The following is a 21,450-nucleotide window of genomic DNA, read 5'->3' on the forward strand; positions in this document are numbered from 1 at the left end:
CCCAGTTTTTCAGCAGGTTCATGAGCTTTTTACTATTTTCGACAAGCAACCTAAGACTTATTTGTTAAAGATTGATTGTCTGAAGTCGTCTGTCTCACGAAGATAGGCATTGTAAATCTTCTTCTTGAGCAGGTTGACCCAGCTAGCTTCAACACGATTTGTCGCATTGGTAATGTTGCGCACATCCTCCGCGACTGCTTCATCCATCAGCTTCTGCATCTCTGCATACGAGCGAATGGTTACTTGCTTGGTACTGTTAGGATTTCTGAGTTCGTACTCGATGGTGATGGGTTTGAGCTTGGTTAGCTGGTCAATCCGCTCTTGGTACATAGCCTTCTTGAAGGCTGCCCACGAAGCATACTCACCTTTGAATACATTTTCCAAGACCTTCTGGTCTGTCACCAGACCAACATCTCTCCTGAGCCAGCCATCCCAAGTTGTCTTGCCTTCTGCAGCAGCCTCTTCGGAGAATTTCCCTGAAACATAAGGGACGAATCCTTCATGGTAGCCCTTGGCTGCCAGCAATTCATAGGCTGTGCGACGGAACATGACGTCACCCGGCGCCCCATTTGGATTGCTCAAGGCTGAGTAGATTGGCGAGAAGAGGCTGAGACTGAGATAGCCATTGCGTGGATACTGTCCGCTATCCTTATTCTCCCGACGGGTGATGACATCATTGTCAATCAGGGACTCGAAGCTCTTCAGCTGCTTGATTTCCTCGGCAGTAAAGCTGCGCGTCTGGTTGCCAGCATGGGTCTGCTTGCCATATTTATCAGTGATATAGTAATTCTCCATCTTTCTAAACCAATGGAGCTTGGCTGCATCGCTCTGCTTGACCATCGATGTCCCCTCTAGGTAATCCAACGTATAAATCATGTCAAACATGCCATGGACATAGTGCTGCAAATCTGCTGCATTTTGGACACGTTCCTTGAAGTTGTAGGTATGCATCCGTGTCTTAGAGTCCTTGTCCGTCTTGAAGAGGGTATTGAGGGTAATGGTAGGTTCATTTGGACTTGGAGTGGACTGCAAGAGACCACGCGCATAGAGCTCAGCCCCCAGTCCTTCACGACGACCATAGCCTTCAAAGTAGATAGAACCGTCGGAGTTATGGGTCATCTCATGGGTGTAGACAGAGTTCCCATAGTCTTCTAACAAGCGAGCAGCATCAAAGTGGGTGACGCTTCCCGTAGCATAGGCATTGTATCCCTTACTTGGATACCACTTGCCGGCTGGTCCAAAGAATTCCTGCATAGCTAGTGATTTCTTGTCATTAGCTGGAGCCCAATATTTTTTACCATCCTTGTCAACCAATGAGAATCCATCGTAAACCAGAACGGAACGGAAGAGCTTGTCCTTGCTTTCAGGGCTTAGGATCTTATACCAGAAATCATAGTGGTCACGCTGCCATTCAGCTGACTTTCTAACTCGGTCTTCGACATACTCAACCAATTCTGCATCTGTTCGCACCCTGTTATTGGCATCAAGGCGGTAGCGATCATAAGCTCCCATGGAGACAGTGGACATATTGGAGATGACATAGACACCCTTCTCAGTCATGGTCAAGAGTGGCAGGAGCATGCCCTTGTGTTCCCAATTGTCCGCAGTAATCTTGTCATAAACACCGACAGAATACTTGCTCTTGCCCTCGGCTGCATCCTGAAGCTGTCTGGCTTCTGGCACATCCGACTTGGCCTCAACGATGTAGGCTTTTGTATTGGTCTTGAGCCATTCGTTATTGGTCTTATCTGGCAGGAAGAGCTGGCGATAGCTTTCCAGATAGTTAAAGAGACCGCGCTTACCAGTCGCTTCAGAGAGCGAGTTATCGTAAGCCAGATGGTTATTTTTGGCCTTGAGATTTTCAAAACCAGACTGACCGAGTGCAATGATAGTGTCTAGTGTTGAAGCATTATGATTTCCAAAGAAGTCAAACTTATAGGCCGATAAATCCTTGACATTGGTCTTGTCATAGTTGATATTATACCAACGGTTGAGATAGGTCAGACCAAGCAGGAAGGCTTCCTTATTGGCTCTAATCTTCTGAGCCACATAGTCCGCCACGACATCGCCTTCAGTATTGATGGACTTGTCCATAGTTAGCACCTTGCGTAACTCTTCTGCCAACTTGGTCTTGACTTGCTCAAAGGCTGTGTCCAGATAGAGATCATCCAGAGAAGCATCCGCATTCACACCTAAAACAGTTCGCATGGCTGGCGAGTCCAGGACAACCTTGCTCAACTCTGGCAGCACTTGATTGAGAACCCTGCTATAGTCTGATAGGAAGGCTTCTGGTGTATAAAGGAGGTCTAAGCCATTTACAGTGTATTCTGCGATAGCTTGATGTTTGAAGTCTCCTTTATAGGTCAGATTTAGATAATCAACCGTCTTATCCTCAAAGTGCAGCATCAGGCGGTTAATCGCAGTCTTGTTGCTATGGATATCGGTGATCATCTGGTCGCCCTTCATCGGAACCACATCCAGCAAGTACTCCGTAGTGAGCTTGTGATTTTCTGGAAGTTTATTTCCGTAAGCAACGATGGTTTCCTTATTGTAGAATGGCAGGAGTTTTTCCATATTAGCATAGGCTATCAGACGGTCTGCACGAGCATTCTTTTCCTTGCTGTAGTCAACAGTATGGAGATTGAGATTGCTGTCTTCTAGCGTGGTCGTGATGTCTAGTCTCGCTAGTTTCTCTTCGGCCTCGTCCAAGCTTAGGGTAGACGTGACAAACTGATCATTGCCTAAAGTTTCGTTTCCTTCAACGGCATAGGCTTCTCTGATGCGATCATTCTTGTAATCTTGGTCGCCAGAAATGCTGTAAACATTTGTACCGCTGACATTGCTGATAACATTGTCAATCAAGCCATTGAAATAATTAGAACCAACTACTCCGCCGATTTGACCATTCTTCGTAGAATTTTGGATCTTTCCAGTCACATAAGAACGGCTGATGCGAGCATTGTCTTCCAAACGACCGACCAAACCGCCGAAGCGATGTTCGTTTGTTCGAGCACCTGCTAGAATGGTCACATTCGCCCTGCTCTGACTGAGCAAGGAATTTCTTCCTTTGAGGTTGGCAACCAAACCGCCGACATTATAAGACTTATACTGCTTGTCATTGGTCTGGATAGTTCCAGTAAAGGAGCTGTTGGTGATTTGACTATTGCTTGCAACAACGACCAAACCAGCCACCTGGGACGCATTGCCCACTACCGACACTCTACCTTGAGCAGAAACATCCGTGATTTGCGCATTATCTGCACTACGAGCCAAGGCAGCAGAGTCATAGGTGCCGACAATATTGACCTCTTTCAGGTCCAGATTAGAAATAGAGGAACCGCTCTTGAGGTTTTCAAACAAAGGTTTGGCTAGATTATAAATCGCATACTGCTTGCCATTGTGATTACCAGTCAGACTGCCTGTGAAGTTTCCTCGGAGATAGACATAATCCGCAGGTGCCAGACTGACCTCGCTCGCATCCAAATCGGCTCCTAGAACAAAGTTGCCAGCCATATTTTTCTTCATGGCGTCTACCAAACCAGCAAAACTCGTATAGACATTTTGCTGACTAGGCACTGCCCTGCTGATATAGAAGTCATAGCCAGACTTGTAGCCTGTGTCGCCCTCTTGTACCAGCTCAGGTAGAGAGACCCTTACCTTGTAGACAGCCTTGCCATCCTTCTGGCCTTCTGCCATGCTGTGAACCGGCAGGAGCATGTCCTTGGATTCACTTGATTTGACTTTGACAAAGTAGTTAGCCAGGTCCGTAGGTATAGCGCTCATGGAAACGACACGCTTGAACTGATCCTTTTCTTTTCTGTAAAACTCTGCCGAATCAATATCACGGAAGGAAATCTTCTTGTATTGCAACTCAAAGTTGCGGCTATCTTTTTCAAGGTCAGTCAGGCTGCCAGCATCAAGTTCATAAGTCAGCTTGGTTTTTAGCGTATAGCCTGTGTAGTAGTCTAAGTCGTCAATCTTCAGACTTCCTGTCACATTGTCAATCGGAAGCGAGTGGACAAGCTGGTCTCCCTTGTACAATTCAGCTGTCGCTGAGCGCAAGGATTTTGTCTTGTCTTCCAATCTGTATTGAACCGTGACCGACTTGTCCTCTGGATTTTCTGTCAGACTTAAGATTGAAACTGTCGGCTTAACCTTAGGCACACCATTTAGAGCCGTCTTGCTTGCTGTCAGGCTGGCAAAAGCTTGATTGACCTGCACTTGTGTAGCGGTTTGATTATTCAGAATTCCTTCTGCCTTGGCCAATTCGTTTGTATAGGCTGCTTTCTTATCTGCATCAGCATTCTTATATTGGACGGTCGTCTGCACAGTGCTACCCAAATCATGTTCATTCCGCAAGCGTGTTTTGTCTACTTCAAGACCCTGTAACTGAGCCTTTGCTTGATTGATTTGGTCCACCAGCTGATTGACTTCTTCTTGGCTGGCTTGTGACTGATTGAGAAGCGTATGACCTGCCGCCAAAGCAGTATCATAAGCTGCTTGGCGACTTTGACTATCGTTGAAATAACGAGCCTGAGCCTTGATTTGCTCCGCTTCTGTCAGTAGATTGTGAAGCGAAATCAAATCGAACTCTTTCAAGGCTTCCACTTGCGGTGCATCGCTTGGTACCATGTGCGGTTTTATTGTGCCAACTTTGACAAGCTGAGCAACTGCTGCCCGCGTTTCCTCATTGGACAACTCTTTACGGTCAATTTCCTGACCGTTGGAAGTATAGATACGAGTCTTGATGGTCCGTTCGCCCTGAACACCTGGAGTGACGATTTGACGAGCACCTTGGACAAGTTCATCCGTTTCTTCCTCTCGCGTGGTGAAGGCGATTTTCTCTACTCGCGTTTCATCCCTATAAGTCAGCGGATATTCTGGTAAAGCGGGCTCTTGTGGCGCGGGGCTCGGTACCATATGTGGCTTGGCGGTACCGATTTTGACAAGCTGCGTGACTGGAGCCAATGTCTCCTCGTTGGACAACTCTTGACGGGCAAGTTCTTGGCCGTTGGAAGTATAGATACGAGTCTTGATGGTCTGTTCACCCTGAACACCTGGAGTGACGATGTGGCGGGCACCTTGGACAAGCTCATCCGTCTCTTCCTCTCGCGTAGTGAAATCGATTTTCTCTACGCGCGTTTCATCCTTATAAGTAAGTGGATACTCTGGTAAAGCGGGCTCTTGCGGAGCGGTGCTCGGTACCATATGTGGCTTAGCGGTGCCGACTTTGACAACCTGCGTGACAGGGGCTAAAGTTTCCTCGTTAGACAACTCTTGACGGGCAAGTTCTTGGCCGTTGGAGGTATAAACTCGAGTCTTGATGGTTCGCTCGCCTTGAACACCTGGAGTTACGATTTGACGAGTGCCTTGGACTAGCTCATCCGTTTCTTCCTCTCGCGTGGTGAAATCAATTTTCTCTACTCGCGTTTCATCCTTATAGGTCAGTGGGTACTCTGGTAAAGCGGGCTCTTGCGGCGCAGTGCTCGGTACCATATGTGGCTTGGCTGTGCCGACTTTGACAAGCTGCGTGACTGGGGCTAGCGTCTCCTCGTTGGACAATTCTTGGCGGGCAATCTCTTGACCGTTGGAACTATAGATACGAGTCTTGATCGTACGTTCGCCCCGTACACCTGGAATGACGATTTGACGAGCGCTTTGGACAAGTTCATCTGTTTCTTCTTCTCGCGTAGTGAAATCGATTTTCTCTACTCGCGTTTCATCCTTATAGGTCAGCGGATATTCTGGTAAAGCAGACTCTTGCGGAGCGGTGCTCGGTACCATGTGTGGCTTGGCTGTGCCAATTTTGACAACCTGCGTGACGGGGGCTAGCATCTCCTCGTTGGACAATTCTTGGCGGGAAATTTCCTGACCATTAGAAGTATAAACTCTAGTCTTGATGGTACGTTCGCCCTGCACACCTGGAGTGACGATGCGACGAGCGTCCTGAGGTAACTCATCAGTATATTGTTCCTCGATGTTAAAAGCAATCTTCTCCACACGAGTTTCATCCTTTGCAACCAACTCTAACTCAGGAAGTTCATGGACTGGAGCGGTATCAGGGACTGTTCCATAACTAGTAAGCTCAGGAACCTCGTGCACAGGAGCGGTATCGGGGACCGTGCCATACACAGTTAACTCAGGGACTTCGTGCATAGGGGCGCTATCTGGAACTGTACCATAAACAGTTAATTCAGTGACTTCGTGTACGGGAGCGCTAGCAGGGACCGTGCCATACACAGTTAACTCAGGGACTTCGTGCACGGGGGCGGTATCTGGAACGGTGCCATACACAGTTAACTCAGGCTTCTCGTGCACGGGAGCAGTGTCGGGAACCGTGCCATAATCAGTTAACTCGGGTTTCTCGTGCACGGGGGCGGTATCGGGAACCGTGCCATAATCAGCTAACTCAGGGGTCTCGTGCACGGGAGCTGTATCGGGAACCGTGCCATAACTAGTTAGCTCGGGGACTTCATGCACGGGGGCAGTAGCAGGGACTGTTCCATAATCAGTGAGCTCGGGAACCTCGTGCACGGGAGCGCTAGCAGGAACGGTGCCATAGCCAGGCAACTCGGGTACCTCATGAACCGGAGCGCTATCTGGGACTGTTCCATAGGCAGTTAACTCAGGGTCCTCGTGAACTGGAGCGGTATCTGGAACTTTGCCATAACTAGTGAGCTCTGGAACTTTATGGATTGGAGCACTAGCAGGAACGGTGCCATAGCCAGTTAACTCGGGTTTCTCATGGACTGGAGCACTAGCGGGAACCGTGCCATAGCCAGTTAACTCAGGGACTTCATGCACGGGAGCTGTATCGGGAACCGTGCCATAATTAGTGAGCTCTGGTTTCTCATGGGCTGGAGCACTAGCGGGAACCGTGCCATAGTCAGTTAACTCGGGAACTTCATGCACGGGGGCGCTAGCAGGGACTGTGCTATAACTAGTAAGCTCGGGTACCTCTTGCACAGGAGCGGTATCGGGAACCGTGCCATAGCCAGACAAATCTGGTTTCTCATGAACTGGAGCTACATCTGGAACGGTGCCATAACTAGGCAACTCAGGCTTCTCGTGCACGGGAGCAGTGTCGGGAACGGTGCCATAGCCAGTTAACTCGGGAACTTCGTGTACAGGAGCATTATCAGGAACTGTACCATAATCAGTGAACTCGGGGACTTCGTGTACAGGGGCATTAGCAGGAACAGTGCCATAACCAGTTAACTCGGGTTTCTCATGCACAGGAGCGCTATCCGGAACCGTGCCATAACTAGTAAGCTCGGGAACCTCGTGCACAGGAGCGGTATCGGGGACCGTGCCATAGCCAGTTAACTCAGGGACTTCGTGCACGGGAGCGGTATCTGGAACCGTACCATAATCAGTTAATTCAGGAACTTCGTGTACAGGAGCATTATCAGGAACGGCGCCATAATTAGTGAGCTCTGGGACTTCGTGTACAGGGGCATTAGCGGGAACAGTGCCATAACCAGTTAACTCAGGCTTCTCGTGCACAGGAGCATTAGCAGGAACGGTGCCATAGCCAGTTAACTCAGGAACTTCGTGCACAGGGGCATTAGCAGGAACGGTGCCATAACTAGTAAGCTCAGGGACCTCCTGTACGGGAGCGGTATCAGAGACTGTGCCATAGCCAGACAACTCGGGTTTCTCGTGCACGGGAGCGCTATCGGGAACCGTGCCATAATCAGTGAACTCGGGAACCTCGTGCTCGGGAGCGCTATCCGGAACGGTGCCATAGCCAGACAACTCGGGTTTCTCGTGCACGGGAACGCTAGCTGGAACAACGCCATAGCCAGTTAACTCGGGTTTCTCATGGACTGGAGCAGTATCGGGAACGGTGCCATAACTAGTGAGCTCGGGAACTTCGTGCACGGGAGCAGTATCGGGAACGGTGCCATAATCAGTGAGCTCAGGAACTTTATGGATTGGAGCTTCTTTAGGAACAGCCTTATTTGCTGCAGTCCCGACTAAAACAACTTCTGAAACAGGCTCAGTGGTTACTTGATCAGAAATCTGCTTGCTCTCTACGACTTTTCCCTCAACACTATAGTGGCGTGTTACGATCTTGCGAATCCCTGGAATGCCCGCACGGATCACTCGAGATTGTCCTTCGGCTAAGTCATCTGAATACTGATACTCCGTTTTATAGGGGATTTCTTGAGTCTGGGTCCTTGCTTGACTTGTAAATTGCAGCTCTGGTCGCTCATGAACAGGTGTTTGACGAGCAAATTGTCCTTCTTTAGCAGCAATCTCCTCCCTTTCCTTCTGGGAGAGATAGTCTCCGCCAGCAGGCTGCGCCTCTTTCGGAGCCTCAGACTTGCTAGAACGACTTGCTAGATCTTTCAACTGCTGATCAGGCTGACTCGCTGGAGTTTCCTTTTGCGGAGCTGGAAGCTGAGAATTTCCAGTTTGAGCTAGTTGATGCTGCGCTTCTTTTTTAAGGTAACCAATATACTGGTAGCCAGCAATTTTCAATGGTTCTGGCAACTGATCGCCAACGGCCAACGTCAGACTTTGATTATAGGCAGCCAAATCCATACTGCTGATTGCCAAAACAGAAGCTGGCAGAAGCACAGAACCCAAGCCTGTCACAAGCAAAATAGAAGACAGGTATCTCTTGCCATTTTTCCCTCGCGCCAGCACCAAAACAACCAAGGCCAGACCTGTAGCTGCAAAAGCCGATCCCAAAAGGCCTGACTCGCCTGTCTTAGGGAGCTTTCCTAACAAGCTTTCCTGCCTTGTCGGACGGTAAACCAAATAATAAGCTTCCGAATTTTCTTCCGCAAATTTGGGTAGTTCCTTCACGATAGCAGCTTTTTCAGCCTCAGTCAGATCGCTCTCTACCACATAGTGATACTGAACGAGGGTAGACTGATTGGCAGACACTTCCGCTGCCTCAACAGAGCTGACAGCTCCTCCCATTGTGGTACACAAAAAGAAGCTTCCGATAGTAGCGGAAACTAGACCTACAGACAGCTTTCTAAAAGAATAGCGCTGGTATATGTCACCAGTGACTCTTTTTTTCATAAAATTCCCTTTTCTTCATATAATAAACTAATAAAAATTTTACTGGATTTTACTCTAAATTGCAATCCCTTAGCCTGATAAAATACTCTTCTTTCAGTTGTCGACAGGGAGAAACCCCCTTTCATTTTCAGCGAAAAGTAAAAAGCAGATTCCCTGGGAGAGAACCTACTGTTTACAGATCATCCAAGCCCCAAATCCAACTCAAAGAGGCCGTACTCATGCTTGTCCCCTTGCAATTCTGCTGCATAATGGCGCGTGACGGTATTTTGGTGAATCAAGGCACCGATAGCCGAGGCTTGCCGTTTCTGCGCTTCTTTAAAAATCGGATAGGCCAAGGCAGATCCCAATCCCAAGAATTCTTCATCCACTCCTAGATACATAATCGTATAACGTTTGGCAAAGCGCTTGGTCCAGAAAAGCTTGGCTAGGTTGAGAGGAGTCGGTTTTTGATAAACCAAAGAGCCGTAGTCCGGCATGGTAATCAGAAAACCAACTAACTTGCCCTCCTTATAGGCCAGCTTAACCATGGAAAAATCAAGAATATACTGGTATTTTTGAAAAATCTGACTGAACTGCTGACTGGAAATAGACCGATAAATTGGGAAATCTTGATAGAGGCGATTGAGGAGCTCAAAAACCTGCAGCGAAGCTTCTTCCCAGTCCTTCTTTTTGGGAGAGCAAATGGTGAAACCCGCTTTTTCAAAAGATTCAAAACGATGAGCCAGCTTGTCCTGATGAGTCTGATTGCTAACCTTGGGATAAAAATTGGACAGATAGAGTTCTTTGATCTCAAAACCAGCAGCCTGCCAGAGCTGGGGGTAATAGGCTGGATTATGAGGTTCTCCAGTAAAAGGGAGCTCCTCTGTTCCAGTCAGCTGCATTCGATAGCCCAGCCAAAAACTTGCTTGTACGGGGCCGATTATCTTAATCGCTCCGAGACTGCGAGCAAAACCTGCTAAATGTTCGATAAAAGCAGATGAAATCTGCTGGTCATTGATCGACTCGAAAAATCCCAAGTAAGCAGTCTCATCCCCTGGATAGAAGGTCAGAAGCCCTCGAATACAAGGCCGACTGTCCACATATCCAATAAAAGCATAGGTTTCTAAGTCAGAACTCAGCGGGTGACTGCCCTCAATCAAAGCCAGCTCTTCCTCTTCCGACTGCATGAGGTGGTCTGGCTGGTAAATCCGCTTGGGCAGAGCTAGAAAATCATCCAGCCCTGCAGTATTGGGTTTGACAGGTTTAATTTGCAGCATGGTCTTCCTCCTTGATCAGTCGAATCTTGCCAGTAAGGCCATCCATCTCAATCCAGTTGCCATTTCGCAGCTGGCTGCAGGCGCCTCTGACATTGACAATAGAGGGAATACCCAACTCGCGGGAAATAATAGCCGTGTGCGAGAGCAAAGACCCCTGCTCAGCAATGACACCCTTGGCTTGGGTCAGAAAATAGACCCAGCCTGGATCGGTCATCTTGGTCACGATAATCCGATCCTGAGCAGACTCAATCTCCTGCACATCTTCCACGACCAAAACCTGAGCCTTAACGCAGCCAGGCGAGCAGCCAATTCCTTGTAAGGCTTGATTGCCCGTATTGTGACTGCTGGTGTGGTTTTGCGGTTTCAGGTATTTCTCAAAGACCTGTCCAGCAAAAACATAGCGACTAAAGGTTGGTAGTTCCTTATCAGCCTCCAACTTCTCCCGACGCTCGGCTATCAAGCCACTAACATCTCTGGGCTTTCTGGTCAACTCAAACAATTCTTCCTTGGTCAAGTAAAAAACATCGTCAGGCGTAGCCAGCAGCCCTTGCTCGGCTAATTGCTGACCAAGTGTTCGGAAAATCTGCCGCATCATGCCGTAGATCCGTGTGCGGTTTAAGCGGGAGCTTTCCCGATATTTAACACCAGTCATGGCTCGCTTGCGAAGAAAATTCGCCCACCAGCCTGATTTTTGCACCTCTTCTTCAAGTTTCTGAGGGGCCAGCTTCTTCTCCTCTTGCTGGCACATTTGCAGCAGGAGCTTAAGCAGACGCTCTGGGTGCGTTCGGAAGGTTGGAGTTTCTAACTTCAACTCTTCCGGAGCTCGATCACCAAATTCATGGATAAAATGGGCAATTTCTTGGATCAAAGGGTGCTGACGACTTAGAAAGACTGCTGGACTTTCACTTGCCATGGCCTGTCTAATCGCTGCATTTTCTTCCGCTTTCAACTGAGCTGTTAAAGACTGCAGCGCCAAAGCCGGCCGCATACTTTCAATCTGCTCAATTCCTGCAATCTCAGCCTGAACAGCACCGCCGCGACGCGACTTCTTTAGGAGTCCAGTATAGACAAAAGCATAGAGGTCATTGACCAGCGTAATGTCCCAGTGAGCCAGAATATCCTCTTTTAGCTTGCTGACTAAGGCAATTAAGGTCTCTGCATCTGCGTCAGGAGAAAAGCTCGCTTCGTATTCGCGCTGAATCTGGGCAAACTGCTCTTCCAATTGCCTCATTTGCTTGGGTGCCGTCCAAAACTCTCGAATAATGCGAAGCATGATTTGCAGGCGTTTGAAAGCAGATAGGTGCACCGGCATCTGAGGTACCTCTGTCTCTCTCACTCCCAGCATATCCTGCCAGATTGGAATGATTTTCTTTGAAAAAGGCAGAAGCTGCAAGAGCTGATACCAGCTCTGAATCTGGTAATAGACTCGGCTATTGACCGGCTGCAGCATATTTTGAAAGGTGACTTCATAGGCAACCAACTCTGGAGCATCCTTGCCAACCAAGCGCTGGGCCAAACTTCGAAAAATACTGGCATAGGCCTCTTGGATAAAGCTAATGGTCAGAGGACTGGAAACGCCCGGATAGCTCTCTACAATGTTGCTGTTATCCAGAATAATCCGCTGTCCCTCTGGCAAGGTGGTAATAGGTCGTGCCTGCAAGAGATAGAGTTGGCCATTTGCGAAGGTGAACTCCATATCCATATAAGGTCCGAAAAGCTGACTCACCTGACTAGCCAAGGCCTGTAACTCCTCGAGTTGTTCCAGTGATAAGTCTGGTGAGTCCTCCGTCTGCTCCGTATAAAAGAGCTGGTCCTTGGGATGAAGCGTCACCATTGTTGTAGGAATCTTATCCTCGACAACCTTATTGCCCAAGCCCCGACCGATGACAATGATATGCTCGTTCAGAATGCCCTTGGGATTAGCTGTGAAGTAAATCCCAGACAAGTCTCCCTCCTGCATAACTTGAACAAGGCAAATCATCTGTGCCTGCTTCAAGGATAGTCCCTGCTCAAACAGATAACTAAGAGCTGACTCCTGATAAAGAGAGAGCAAGGTCGCTTGAATAGCTTCTTTAAGTCCTTCTGGCTTCACATTGAGCTGGCTTTCAAACTGACCGGCAAAGGATGAAGCCTTGCCATCCTCAATAGTAGCTGATGAGCGGACTGCAAAGCGACAGTCTGTCTGAGAAAACTCCTGCCGAATCCAGTTTTCTGCCGCTGTCAAATCTTCCCGCGCAAACTGCTCTTTAGCCCAGTCCTGCAGTTGCTGACTGAGTTGGGACAAGTCCAACTCTCCAGACCGATAAGCTTCTTCCATCCGCTCCAAGTCAGCAGAGCTGGCAGATTCTTGAAAAAAGTCAAAAGCAAACACTGCAAAGTCAGGAATCGGCAAACCAGCAGCCTGCATTTTCAGCAAATGATAGGCCTTGCCTCCGACCTGGTCAAGCCCTGTCTGCTTGATCCTTTTCATCAAAGTACCCCCATCAAGAGATAAACAGCAACGGACAGAACCATGGTCGTCTCCGTGATGTAAGTATAACGCTCCACCCGCTCCCGTATATTAAACCGAGTCGGATCCTTGATAAACTGCTCAAACTGGACAGTCATCCAGATAACATTCAGCACCAAGACCACCACTCCGACATGGGAAATATTCCAGAGGAGAGCGAAATTGGTCAAGATATCCAGCAGAGTCACCACCTCGATAAAGCGAGTGGCTTTTTTGTAGCCAAAAAGCTTAGAATAGGTTACATACTCTGTCTCATCTTTTGGCGCCCGAATCTTGCGGCAGACTTCCCAGATCAGACTTGGGAAATACATGGTAAAGGCCAACAAGACGGTCGGCAGGGACAAGAGGGGCAGATTGTACTTGTAGCAGACAAAAGAAATGGTATAGAGATTCAAAATCATCATGACCGGATTATGGGTCACCAGAGCCAGTGGCAGAGAATTTTGAATCTTGTCACGCTTGAAGAACCAGAAGGACATGAGAGTTCCGTAGATATAGAGAAAGAGGAACCAGCCGATATTGTTCATAAAGAGAACATTGAGAAGCACAGACACAGTTACGATAAAGCTGAGGGCAATAGCCAGGTCCTTCTTTTTCACTCGTCCAGATGGCAGAGCCCGATGAGGAAAGAGACGTCTGTCGGTCTCGTAGTCCTTGAAATCATCTGCGATCCGCAGAATCATCAGAAAGACAAAAATCGTAAAAATCCCAATCAACTCCTGATGGTCAAAGTGAAAGGTGGTCACTCCGTCATTGAGCAGGAGAACAAAATAAATCTCAAAAAACATGATGGCAGCCACAAAAAAGCGCGGCAGCAAAGGAAACATTTCCTTATAATAAACAGCTAATCGTTTAAACATAGCTTTTCTCCAATCTTTTCACCCATTTGAATCTGGGTTTCTATTCCGAGGTCTGAGTAAGTCAGGATATCCTGATCCAAGCGAATCGTGCCTGTCGGATAGAGAACAAGAATGGTTGAGCCGCCCAGACCAAAGCAACCCTTCTCCTGCCCCCTGACCAAACTGTCCTGACTGTGATTGTATATTCTTCCGACCAAGAGAGCCCCTACTTCCATCTGCAGGACAGGTCCTAGGTCGGTATCTAAAAGACAGTATTCTCTTTTATTTTCCTTGTAAATCAGGCGCCACTTCTGGGCTACCTGCCTGACCGTATGCAGGCGGCCCTTGATTTTTTGTCTTTGGGTAATTCTGCCGGATTCAGCTGCCAGATAGCGGTGCAGGTCTTCCACTCCCAAACGATAGACAAGCGCTGTTCCGCCACTGAACAGCTGAGCCAACTCCTCATCCAGCAGTAAATCAGCTAGCCTGTATGTCTGCCCCTTTATCGTCAGCTGCAAGTCCTGACTGATGGTAAAAGCTTCTAGCTTGGCATCTGCCACTGCCAGTACTTGACGGTCAGGACAGATTGGACGCAGAGCGGGCTTGATTCTTCGCTGGAAGAAAGCCGCGAAGCTAGAATAGGGGCCATCTTCATAGTCAGCCAGATTCAGCTGATAATTTTCCACAAAAGCTGCTATTTTCTTGCGAGAAAAAGGAGTGTAGTCTTTCAAAGTCAGAAGATAAGACAGGCTAGGTCGGGTCAAGATAGGCAATAAGAAGCGACCCCAAGCAGTACCATAAAGCTTGTCTAACAGACTCGACTTGTATTCTGTCGGTTCCACTACTTGGCCAGTCCTTCTCTGATAGACCTTAACCATGGGGGAGAACCCCCAGACCAATCAGACTTGCAACAGCTAAAATCGCGAAGGCTAGATAGGCCAGTTTATTAGGCTTGGGAATGCGGCAGTTGTAGACAAATAGAAAGGTCAGCAAAAGAGACAGGCCCAGCCATACCCAAGCAAATAGAGCAGGCGCCATCCATTGACAGACCAGATAGGTCAGAGGGAAAAAGAGGGCGCTGTAAGTCACGGGCAAGCCGATAAAATAAGAGCCAGATCCTTCATCATGCTTGGCCAAGCGGTTAAAATGCGCCAAGCGCGTGACCGCAGCCAAGACATAGAGAACAGCCAAGATGATATTGGCCGCTCCCAAGGGTAGCTGGGTCATGAGGAGCACAGCCGGAAGAGCCGCAAAGCTAATCATGTCGCAGAGCGAATCAATCTCAATGCCGAAGCGCTTCTGACTTTCAGTCCGCTTCATCCGTCGCGCCACCACGCCATCAAAGAGGTCACAGATACCGCTAACGATAAAGGCCATCATGGCCAGACGCAGCTGGGACTGAATGACGGCATAGACTGCCAACAGTGCAAAAGCAGCGCCAATATAGGTCAGGATAACAGATTTATCGTATTCACCGATAAACAAAGGTTCATTCTTCTTCATGAATTCTTATTTCTCCTCTTCTTCCATCTAGAGTAACCAGCATGCCAGTTTCTAGCAGCTGAGTCGCATTCTTGGCGCAGACCAGAGCTGGAATCCCACATTCCCGAGCGACAATAGAGGCATGGCAGAGAACCCCACCGTACTCTGTCACAAGACCGCCTAGAATACCAAAAACATAGCTCCAGCCCGTATCTGTATAGCGAGTGACAAGAATTTCTCCCGGTTCAATCGTCTCAATATCAGCCAGATCCAGGAGGACTCGAACCCGACCGGTTACCTGACCGCTGCTGGCTGGCATTCCCGTCAGCAGGGCCTGACTCTCATGGACCACCTCTTCCAAGCTCATCTCTTTGTCGGTCAAATCACCCACTGGCCCAAAATTCCGATAGGCCTGGCAATAATGCCGATTATCAGCTGCTTCTTCTTGAAGCTGGTCTGCAGTCTTTTGCCCTTCCATAAAGGCAGTCAGACTTTCTTTCTTAATGTAAAAAATATCTTGTTTATTTTTCAGAAAGCCTCGCTTTTCATAGGCTCGGCCGAGTTTGAGGCTAATCTGACGAATGAGGTGGTAATAGCGCGTGGAAATATCCTTGAACTCCTCTCGCCACCAGAGCAAGTTCCGCAGGTCTTGACTGATTTTTTCTATCTTTTTCTGCTTGGATCGAGATAGATGAGCCAAATCCAGCTCAGACTCTGAGACAGGACTGAACGAAGCTTTGGCCGCTTGGTAATACGCTGAATCAACAACTAACTGTTGGACCGCTGTCAAAACCTGATGAGCAGCTTCTTCATAACTAGCTACTCGCAAGTCCAGCTCCCGTGCCGAGTGATAGCCAAAGTCCTTTTGGAAATCCTGAATCTTAATAAAATCTGCTCGCTCAGGATATTGCGCTGCAAGTCCCTGCAACTCTTCCACCGATAGCTTCAACCAATCGTTTGTCAGTTTCTCATCTGCCAAAACAAGATCCGCAGCTTCCAACATCTTAGCTAGAGGCTTGGTATGCGAAACATTTCCCAACTTAGCTATCAGTTGGAAAAATTCATCAACCGTCAGCCATTTGAGGAGACTGGTCTTTTTCATGGACAGCTGGACCGTATTGATGTAGGCCTGCCAGAAATAAGTTACCTCACTGTCTAAATAAGCCTGATTTAGCACGAACTGCCAAAGACTCTCGACCTGATGTAGCGGGCTTTGGTCGTTCAGTTCTCCTATTTCTTGATTCAAGCGGGTAAATTGCTGGCGCAGCTCTTGAAGCTTCTGTGGTGCCTGATGCAGAAAAGTCTTAGTTACTTTTTGCGTTTTCAAAGCTACCTGCAGGAAATTCAAGAGCAAGGCTGGACTTAATTTACTGGTAAAACCTTGACCTTGGTAGTCTTTATTAACTCCTAGCTCATCATCAAAGTCTCGCTCAATATAGCCCGGAATCTGCTCCATGCCTTGCTTGACCACACCTAAGTTCCAGAAGGGCCGGGCATAGTGCAGACGCATCAGCGGTGGCATCACACCATCTGGCTCTAGGCCAATTGCCAGCAAAAAGCTAGAAAGGGCCTCTTGCCAAGAATGGCGGTAAAGGCTCCACATCAAGTTGGGACAAGGCTGAGCCGCCACTCCTCCATCCCGAAAATTAGCTGTCGTCCAGCGGCCACTGTCAATTCTAGTTGGTACTGTTGTGATGGGCCGAGCCTGCAGCAGATAGACTTGCTCTTGGACAGCACACCACTCAATATCCATAGGCCGACCAAAATACGCTACAATCTGCAAAACTTGCTCGTGCAGCTTCTGCAAGACTGCCAGAGAGATTTCAACATTTTCACACTGGCTCCAGTCTGGCTTGTACCAAGGAAGTGTCAGCTGCTCAGGATTGACTTGACCACTAACCAAGATATCAGCCGATCCTTTTACATACTCCAACAGAATGGTCTGGTCCTGATTAGTCGCTACGTCTAGGGAAAAGCAGACGCCGCTGAAGTCAGGTTCTATCTGCTCCTGAATCAGCACTGCCATGGCAAAATCCTTATCAGCAAGATCCTGACGCTGCCAGTAGGCCAAAGCTTCTGGATTAAAGAGGGAGAGCAGACAAGACCGAATGCCCTGCTCAATTTCTGACAGTGTCCGGCAATTGCCAATCGAGTCATATTGACCGGCAAATGACATGACCTGTCCGTCTTCTAAAAGGGCACTGCTGCGAACAATATAGGTTTGGTTTTCTTGACAAAAGTTTGCCAACTCCTCCTGCCAAGTTGGGTCCAAGGGATAGTGCTGTAAACGCTCCGCAATTTCCTCTTTGCCCAGTTCAATTAATTCTTTAAGTCCCTGTTTTGAGTATTCTGGCAGAGCTGCTCTTAGCCAAGTCATGACTTGGTCCGCGGGCAAAATCAAACTCTTAGGAACCGAAAACCCCAGTTGACAGAGGCTGATTAACTGATTGATTTTACCGCCATAGACGGCCGAAGGCTCTTTTTCCAGCCATAGTTCTTTCATCAAAAACTCCCATCTCACATACGATTTTTTCTAAGCTTAGCCCAGTAGAGCAGACGATTGACTCCCAGATGCGTACCCGCCCCTAGGATTAGAATGCCCAACATCTGCTGCCAAGACAGAGGGATATAGAAAAGCAAGAAAATAATACAGCCAATCAAGGAATCAATCTGGTCAATCCAGATAAATGTCCATTTCCAGCCATTCTCCGCCGTCTTGCCCTCTCTGATTTTCAAACGGCGCTTGATAAAGCTATTGGGCAGTTCAAACAAAACATAGGCCAGCCCCAAAAGAGCCCCAAGCACCAGATTAAACAGCACGGTATTTTCGTAGAAGGCATAAACTAAATGCAGTTTCTCTAGACTAGGAAGACTCTTCAAGAGCAAGCCCCAAAGGATCTGAGCCAAAGCTCCCCAGACAATCATGCCAAAGAAACCTTTCCAGGTCTTGTTAGCCCCAAACAGCCTCTTTCCGTCCTTTAAAACCAGTCCAGCATCCATGGGTCGATAAGCCGCCTCTAGCAGTGAAGACTTGCAAAAGATCATATTGAGAACCCCAGCTAGAATGACCGGCATCAGGGTGATATATAAAGCAAGAATCGAGAGCATACTTATTTCCTATTCTTTTTATGAAGATCAGTCTGAAAAATCAAGAGATTCCTCAAACTTTTATATATCATTATACCATAAGTCGTAAAGCCCTTTTCCAATAAGCCCGACACATCTGTCGCATCTGACAAGGAGCAACCATGTCTGCCATTCCGCTTTATCAACTCCAAAGCCGCCTATTAGAATAATATCGCCTTTAAACCACACAAAAAGCCTCATAAGAACTTCTAAGGAAACCAGCATCTGGTCTATTAAAAGTTACTTATGAAGCCTATGAAATGCTCCTTGTCTCTAGAAAGAAGTAAGCTATTTTTGCTTGGTCGTAAACCACTAACCTTCAAAAGGCGCGCAATTCTTTCATCTATTTTTAGTGTCTAGCAGAATGGTCACTGGTCCATCATTTACCAATTCAACCTGCATATCTGCTCCGAACACGCCCGTCTTGACTGGCACTTGCTCAACTAACAGCTGGTTAAACATGTCATAAAAGGGACTAGCCATATCCGGCTTGGCTGCACCTGTAAAGGCTGGCCGATTTCCCTTTTTGGTATCTGCATGGAGGGTAAATTGGGAAATGGAAAGAATTTCCCCTCCAATATCTTGAACAGAAAGATTCATCTTATCTTCCGCATCGGAAAAAATCCGCATATTGACAATCTTCCTGACCGCATAGTCCATATCTTCCTGACTATCATCAGGCCCGACACCTACCAAGAGCAGGAGACCTTGTCCAATGCTGTTGTGCAGCTGCTGGTCAATACTGACCTGAGCACGTTTGACGCGCTGAATGACAATTTTCATATCTTTTCCTTTTTCTGACTACTATCTACTCTGACAGGCTTGCACTTAGCCATTGGTCCGTTTGACCGAGTAGACCTCTGGTACACTCTTAATCTTATCCACCACCGTCGTCAGCATGGACAGGTTGGCAATGCCAAAAGAAACATGGATATTAGCAAATTTCATATCTTTAGTTGGCTGGGCATTAACCGTTGAGATATTTTTGGTGGTATTGGACAGCACCTGCAGCACATCGTTAAGGAGGCCAGACCGATTAAGACCATAAATATCAATGTGGGCTATATACTCTTTAGTCGAATTATTTTCTTCCCATTCCACATCAAGCAAGCGCTGTTCGTAATTTTCCTGAGCCTTGAGATTCATGCAGTCCTGCCGGTGGATAGCCACACCGCGCCCCTTGGTAATATAGCCGACAATGTCGTCACCCGGTACAGGATTACAGCATTTGGCAATCCGAATGAGGAGACCAGATGCTCCTTGAATGACCACACCGCCTTCATGCTTGACCTTGAGGGTGTCTTTTTTGTTCTCGACCTTGACTTCGCCGCCCTTGACCAATTCCTCTGCTTCTGCTCTAGCCTTGGCTCGCTCTTCCTCACGGCGCTCTTTTTCTGTCAGACGGTTGAAAATACTAATGGCACCGATCTCACCGAAACCAATTGCCGCAAAAAGCGCTTCTTCGGTCTTATAGCTGGTTTTTTGCAGCACTTCTTCCATGTGCTTCTTGTCCATGTACTTATTGGCTACATATCCATTCTCCTGAAATTGAGCCTGCAAGAGCTCCCGTCCTTTAGAGATAGATAGCTCCTTGTCTTGATTTTTAAAGAACTGACGGATTTTATTTCTAGCCTTGCTGGTCTTGACAAGATTAAGCCAGTCACGACTCGGTCCAAAGGAATTGGCATTGGTGATGATTTCCACCTGATCCCCAGTCTTCAGCTTGGTATTGAGCGGCACCATGCGGCCATTGACCTTAGCTCCTGTCGCCTTCTCCCCAACCTTAGTATGGATCTCATAGGCAAAATCAATGGGTCCTGAGTCCTTAGGCAAAGAACGCACTGCTCCATCTGGTGTGAAGACATAGATTTCCTCAGCCAGATAGCTTTCCTTAACCGAATCAACAAACTCCTTGGCATCACCAGACTGATTCTGCAATTCCATCAATTCCTTGATCCAATTCATCCCGATGGCAGATTCCTTGCCGTCAACCTGACCCTTAATTCCTTTTTTATAGGCCCAGTGAGCAGCGACCCCGTATTCTGCCACTTCGTGCATTTCCTTGGTCCGAATCTGAAACTCAATCGGACCTTTAGGACCGTAAACGGTCGTATGGATGGACTGGTAGCCGTTGGCCTTGCGATTGGCAATATAATCCTTGAAACGCCCCGGCATGGGTTTCCAAAGCTCATGGATGTAGCCCAGCATGGCATAGACATCACTGTGAGTGCTCAAAATGCAACGAATGGCAATCAGATCGTAGATCTCATCAAATCGCTTCTTCTTGTCCTGCATTTTGCGGTAGATGGAGTAAATATGCTTGGGACGACCATAAATCTTCCCATGCAGATTGCGCTCACCCGCGTAGGTTTCAATCTTGTGGACAACTTCCTCTACCAGAGCCTCCCGCTCTCGACGCTTCTCCTTCATCATGTGGGAGATTTTATAAAACTCCGTTGGATTGAGATAACGGAAAGACAAGTCTTCCAATTCCCATTTGACACTGGAAATCCCCAAACGATGAGCCAGAGGAGCATAGATTTCCATAGTTTCCTGCGAGATCCGCTCTTGCTTGTCTGGCCGTAAATGATTCAGAGTACGCATATTATGCAGACGGTCAGCCAGCTTGACCAAGATCACTCGAAGGTCTTCTGACATGGCCATGAGCATCTTGCGATGATTTTCCGCCAACTGTTCTTCGTGAGACTTGTATTTGACTTTCCCAAGCTTGGTCACACCATCCACAATCACGCGCACATCATGACCGAATTCCCGCTCCAGATCGTCCAAGGTCGCCGCCGTATCCTCTACGACATCATGCAAAAAACCACAGGCTACTGAAACAGCATCCAACTTGAGCTTGGCTAAAATTCCCGCCACCTGAATCGGATGGACGATATAGGGCTCTCCCGACTGACGAGTTTGCCCGCTATGACATTCCATCGCATAAATCAACGCTTTTTGAACAAAAGCCACATCCTCTGCAGCTAAATATTTTTTTGTTAGGGCTACAACCTGATTCCCCGTTAAATTTTCTTCTTTTGGCATGCATTCTCTCCGCTTTCTTGCCTACTATTTTAACATTTTTAAATCAATATGAAAACCAAGAGGACTAGAATAAAAGTACGGTGGCAGAATAGAACTGCGTTTTCAAAGTTTTAGCTTACCTCCCTCGTTTCTGAGCCAAGACTTAAAAAAC

10 protein-coding genes are annotated in these 21,450 nt (G+C 47.8%); all 10 read right to left on the minus strand.

The features are described from left to right. Positions 1–57: 57 nt before the first annotated feature. Positions 58–9,039: an SIALI-17 repeat-containing surface protein gene (locus HBA50_RS09250; RefSeq protein WP_080940865.1), complete on the minus strand. Its 8,982-nt coding sequence runs from the start codon at positions 9,037–9,039 to the stop codon at positions 58–60. Between the two features lie 179 nt (positions 9,040–9,218). After that, entirely contained in the window at positions 9,219–10,295 is a 1,077-nt protein-coding gene (locus HBA50_RS09255; RefSeq protein WP_045498062.1) for a hypothetical protein, read from the minus strand. After that, entirely contained in the window at positions 10,282–12,765 is a 2,484-nt protein-coding gene (locus HBA50_RS09260; RefSeq protein ID WP_045498065.1) for a phosphoenolpyruvate synthase, read from the minus strand. The genes HBA50_RS09255 and HBA50_RS09260 overlap by 14 nt, the downstream gene beginning before the upstream one ends. Further along, a complete protein-coding gene (locus tag HBA50_RS09265; RefSeq protein ID WP_004187163.1) occupies positions 12,765–13,664 on the minus strand; it encodes a UbiA family prenyltransferase in 900 nt (299 codons plus the stop codon). The genes HBA50_RS09260 and HBA50_RS09265 overlap by 1 nt, the downstream gene beginning before the upstream one ends. Continuing rightward, positions 13,649–14,521, minus strand: coding sequence for a phosphatidylserine decarboxylase (locus HBA50_RS09270; RefSeq protein WP_045498075.1), 873 nt, complete (start codon positions 14,519–14,521; stop codon positions 13,649–13,651). Before HBA50_RS09270 ends, HBA50_RS09265 begins: the two co-directional genes overlap by 16 nt. After that, positions 14,514–15,146, minus strand: a complete 633-nt coding sequence (locus tag HBA50_RS09275; RefSeq protein WP_045498077.1) for a CDP-alcohol phosphatidyltransferase family protein — start codon at positions 15,144–15,146, stop codon at positions 14,514–14,516. The genes HBA50_RS09270 and HBA50_RS09275 overlap by 8 nt, the downstream gene beginning before the upstream one ends. Next, complete coding sequence (locus HBA50_RS09280; protein WP_045498078.1) at positions 15,133–17,628, minus strand: PEP/pyruvate-binding domain-containing protein; 2,496 nt, start codon at positions 17,626–17,628, stop codon at positions 15,133–15,135. The genes HBA50_RS09275 and HBA50_RS09280 overlap by 14 nt, the downstream gene beginning before the upstream one ends. 14 nt (positions 17,629–17,642) lie before the next feature. Then, complete coding sequence (locus tag HBA50_RS09285; protein WP_045498080.1) at positions 17,643–18,233, minus strand: CDP-archaeol synthase; 591 nt, start codon at positions 18,231–18,233, stop codon at positions 17,643–17,645. A 357-nt stretch (positions 18,234–18,590) separates the two neighbouring features. Beyond that, positions 18,591–19,034, minus strand: coding sequence for a D-aminoacyl-tRNA deacylase (dtd, locus tag HBA50_RS09290; RefSeq protein ID WP_045498082.1), 444 nt, complete (start codon positions 19,032–19,034; stop codon positions 18,591–18,593). A gap of 45 nt (positions 19,035–19,079) precedes the next feature. Beyond that, the gene (locus HBA50_RS09295) at positions 19,080–21,299 is read right to left on the minus strand and encodes a RelA/SpoT family protein (RefSeq protein ID WP_045498084.1); all 2,220 of its coding nucleotides are present in this window, start codon (positions 21,297–21,299) and stop codon (positions 19,080–19,082) included. Positions 21,300–21,450: the final 151 nt, after the last annotated feature.

This window comes from Streptococcus cristatus ATCC 51100, from assembly GCF_011612585.1.
GTDB lineage: Bacteria > Bacillota > Bacilli > Lactobacillales > Streptococcaceae > Streptococcus > Streptococcus cristatus_H.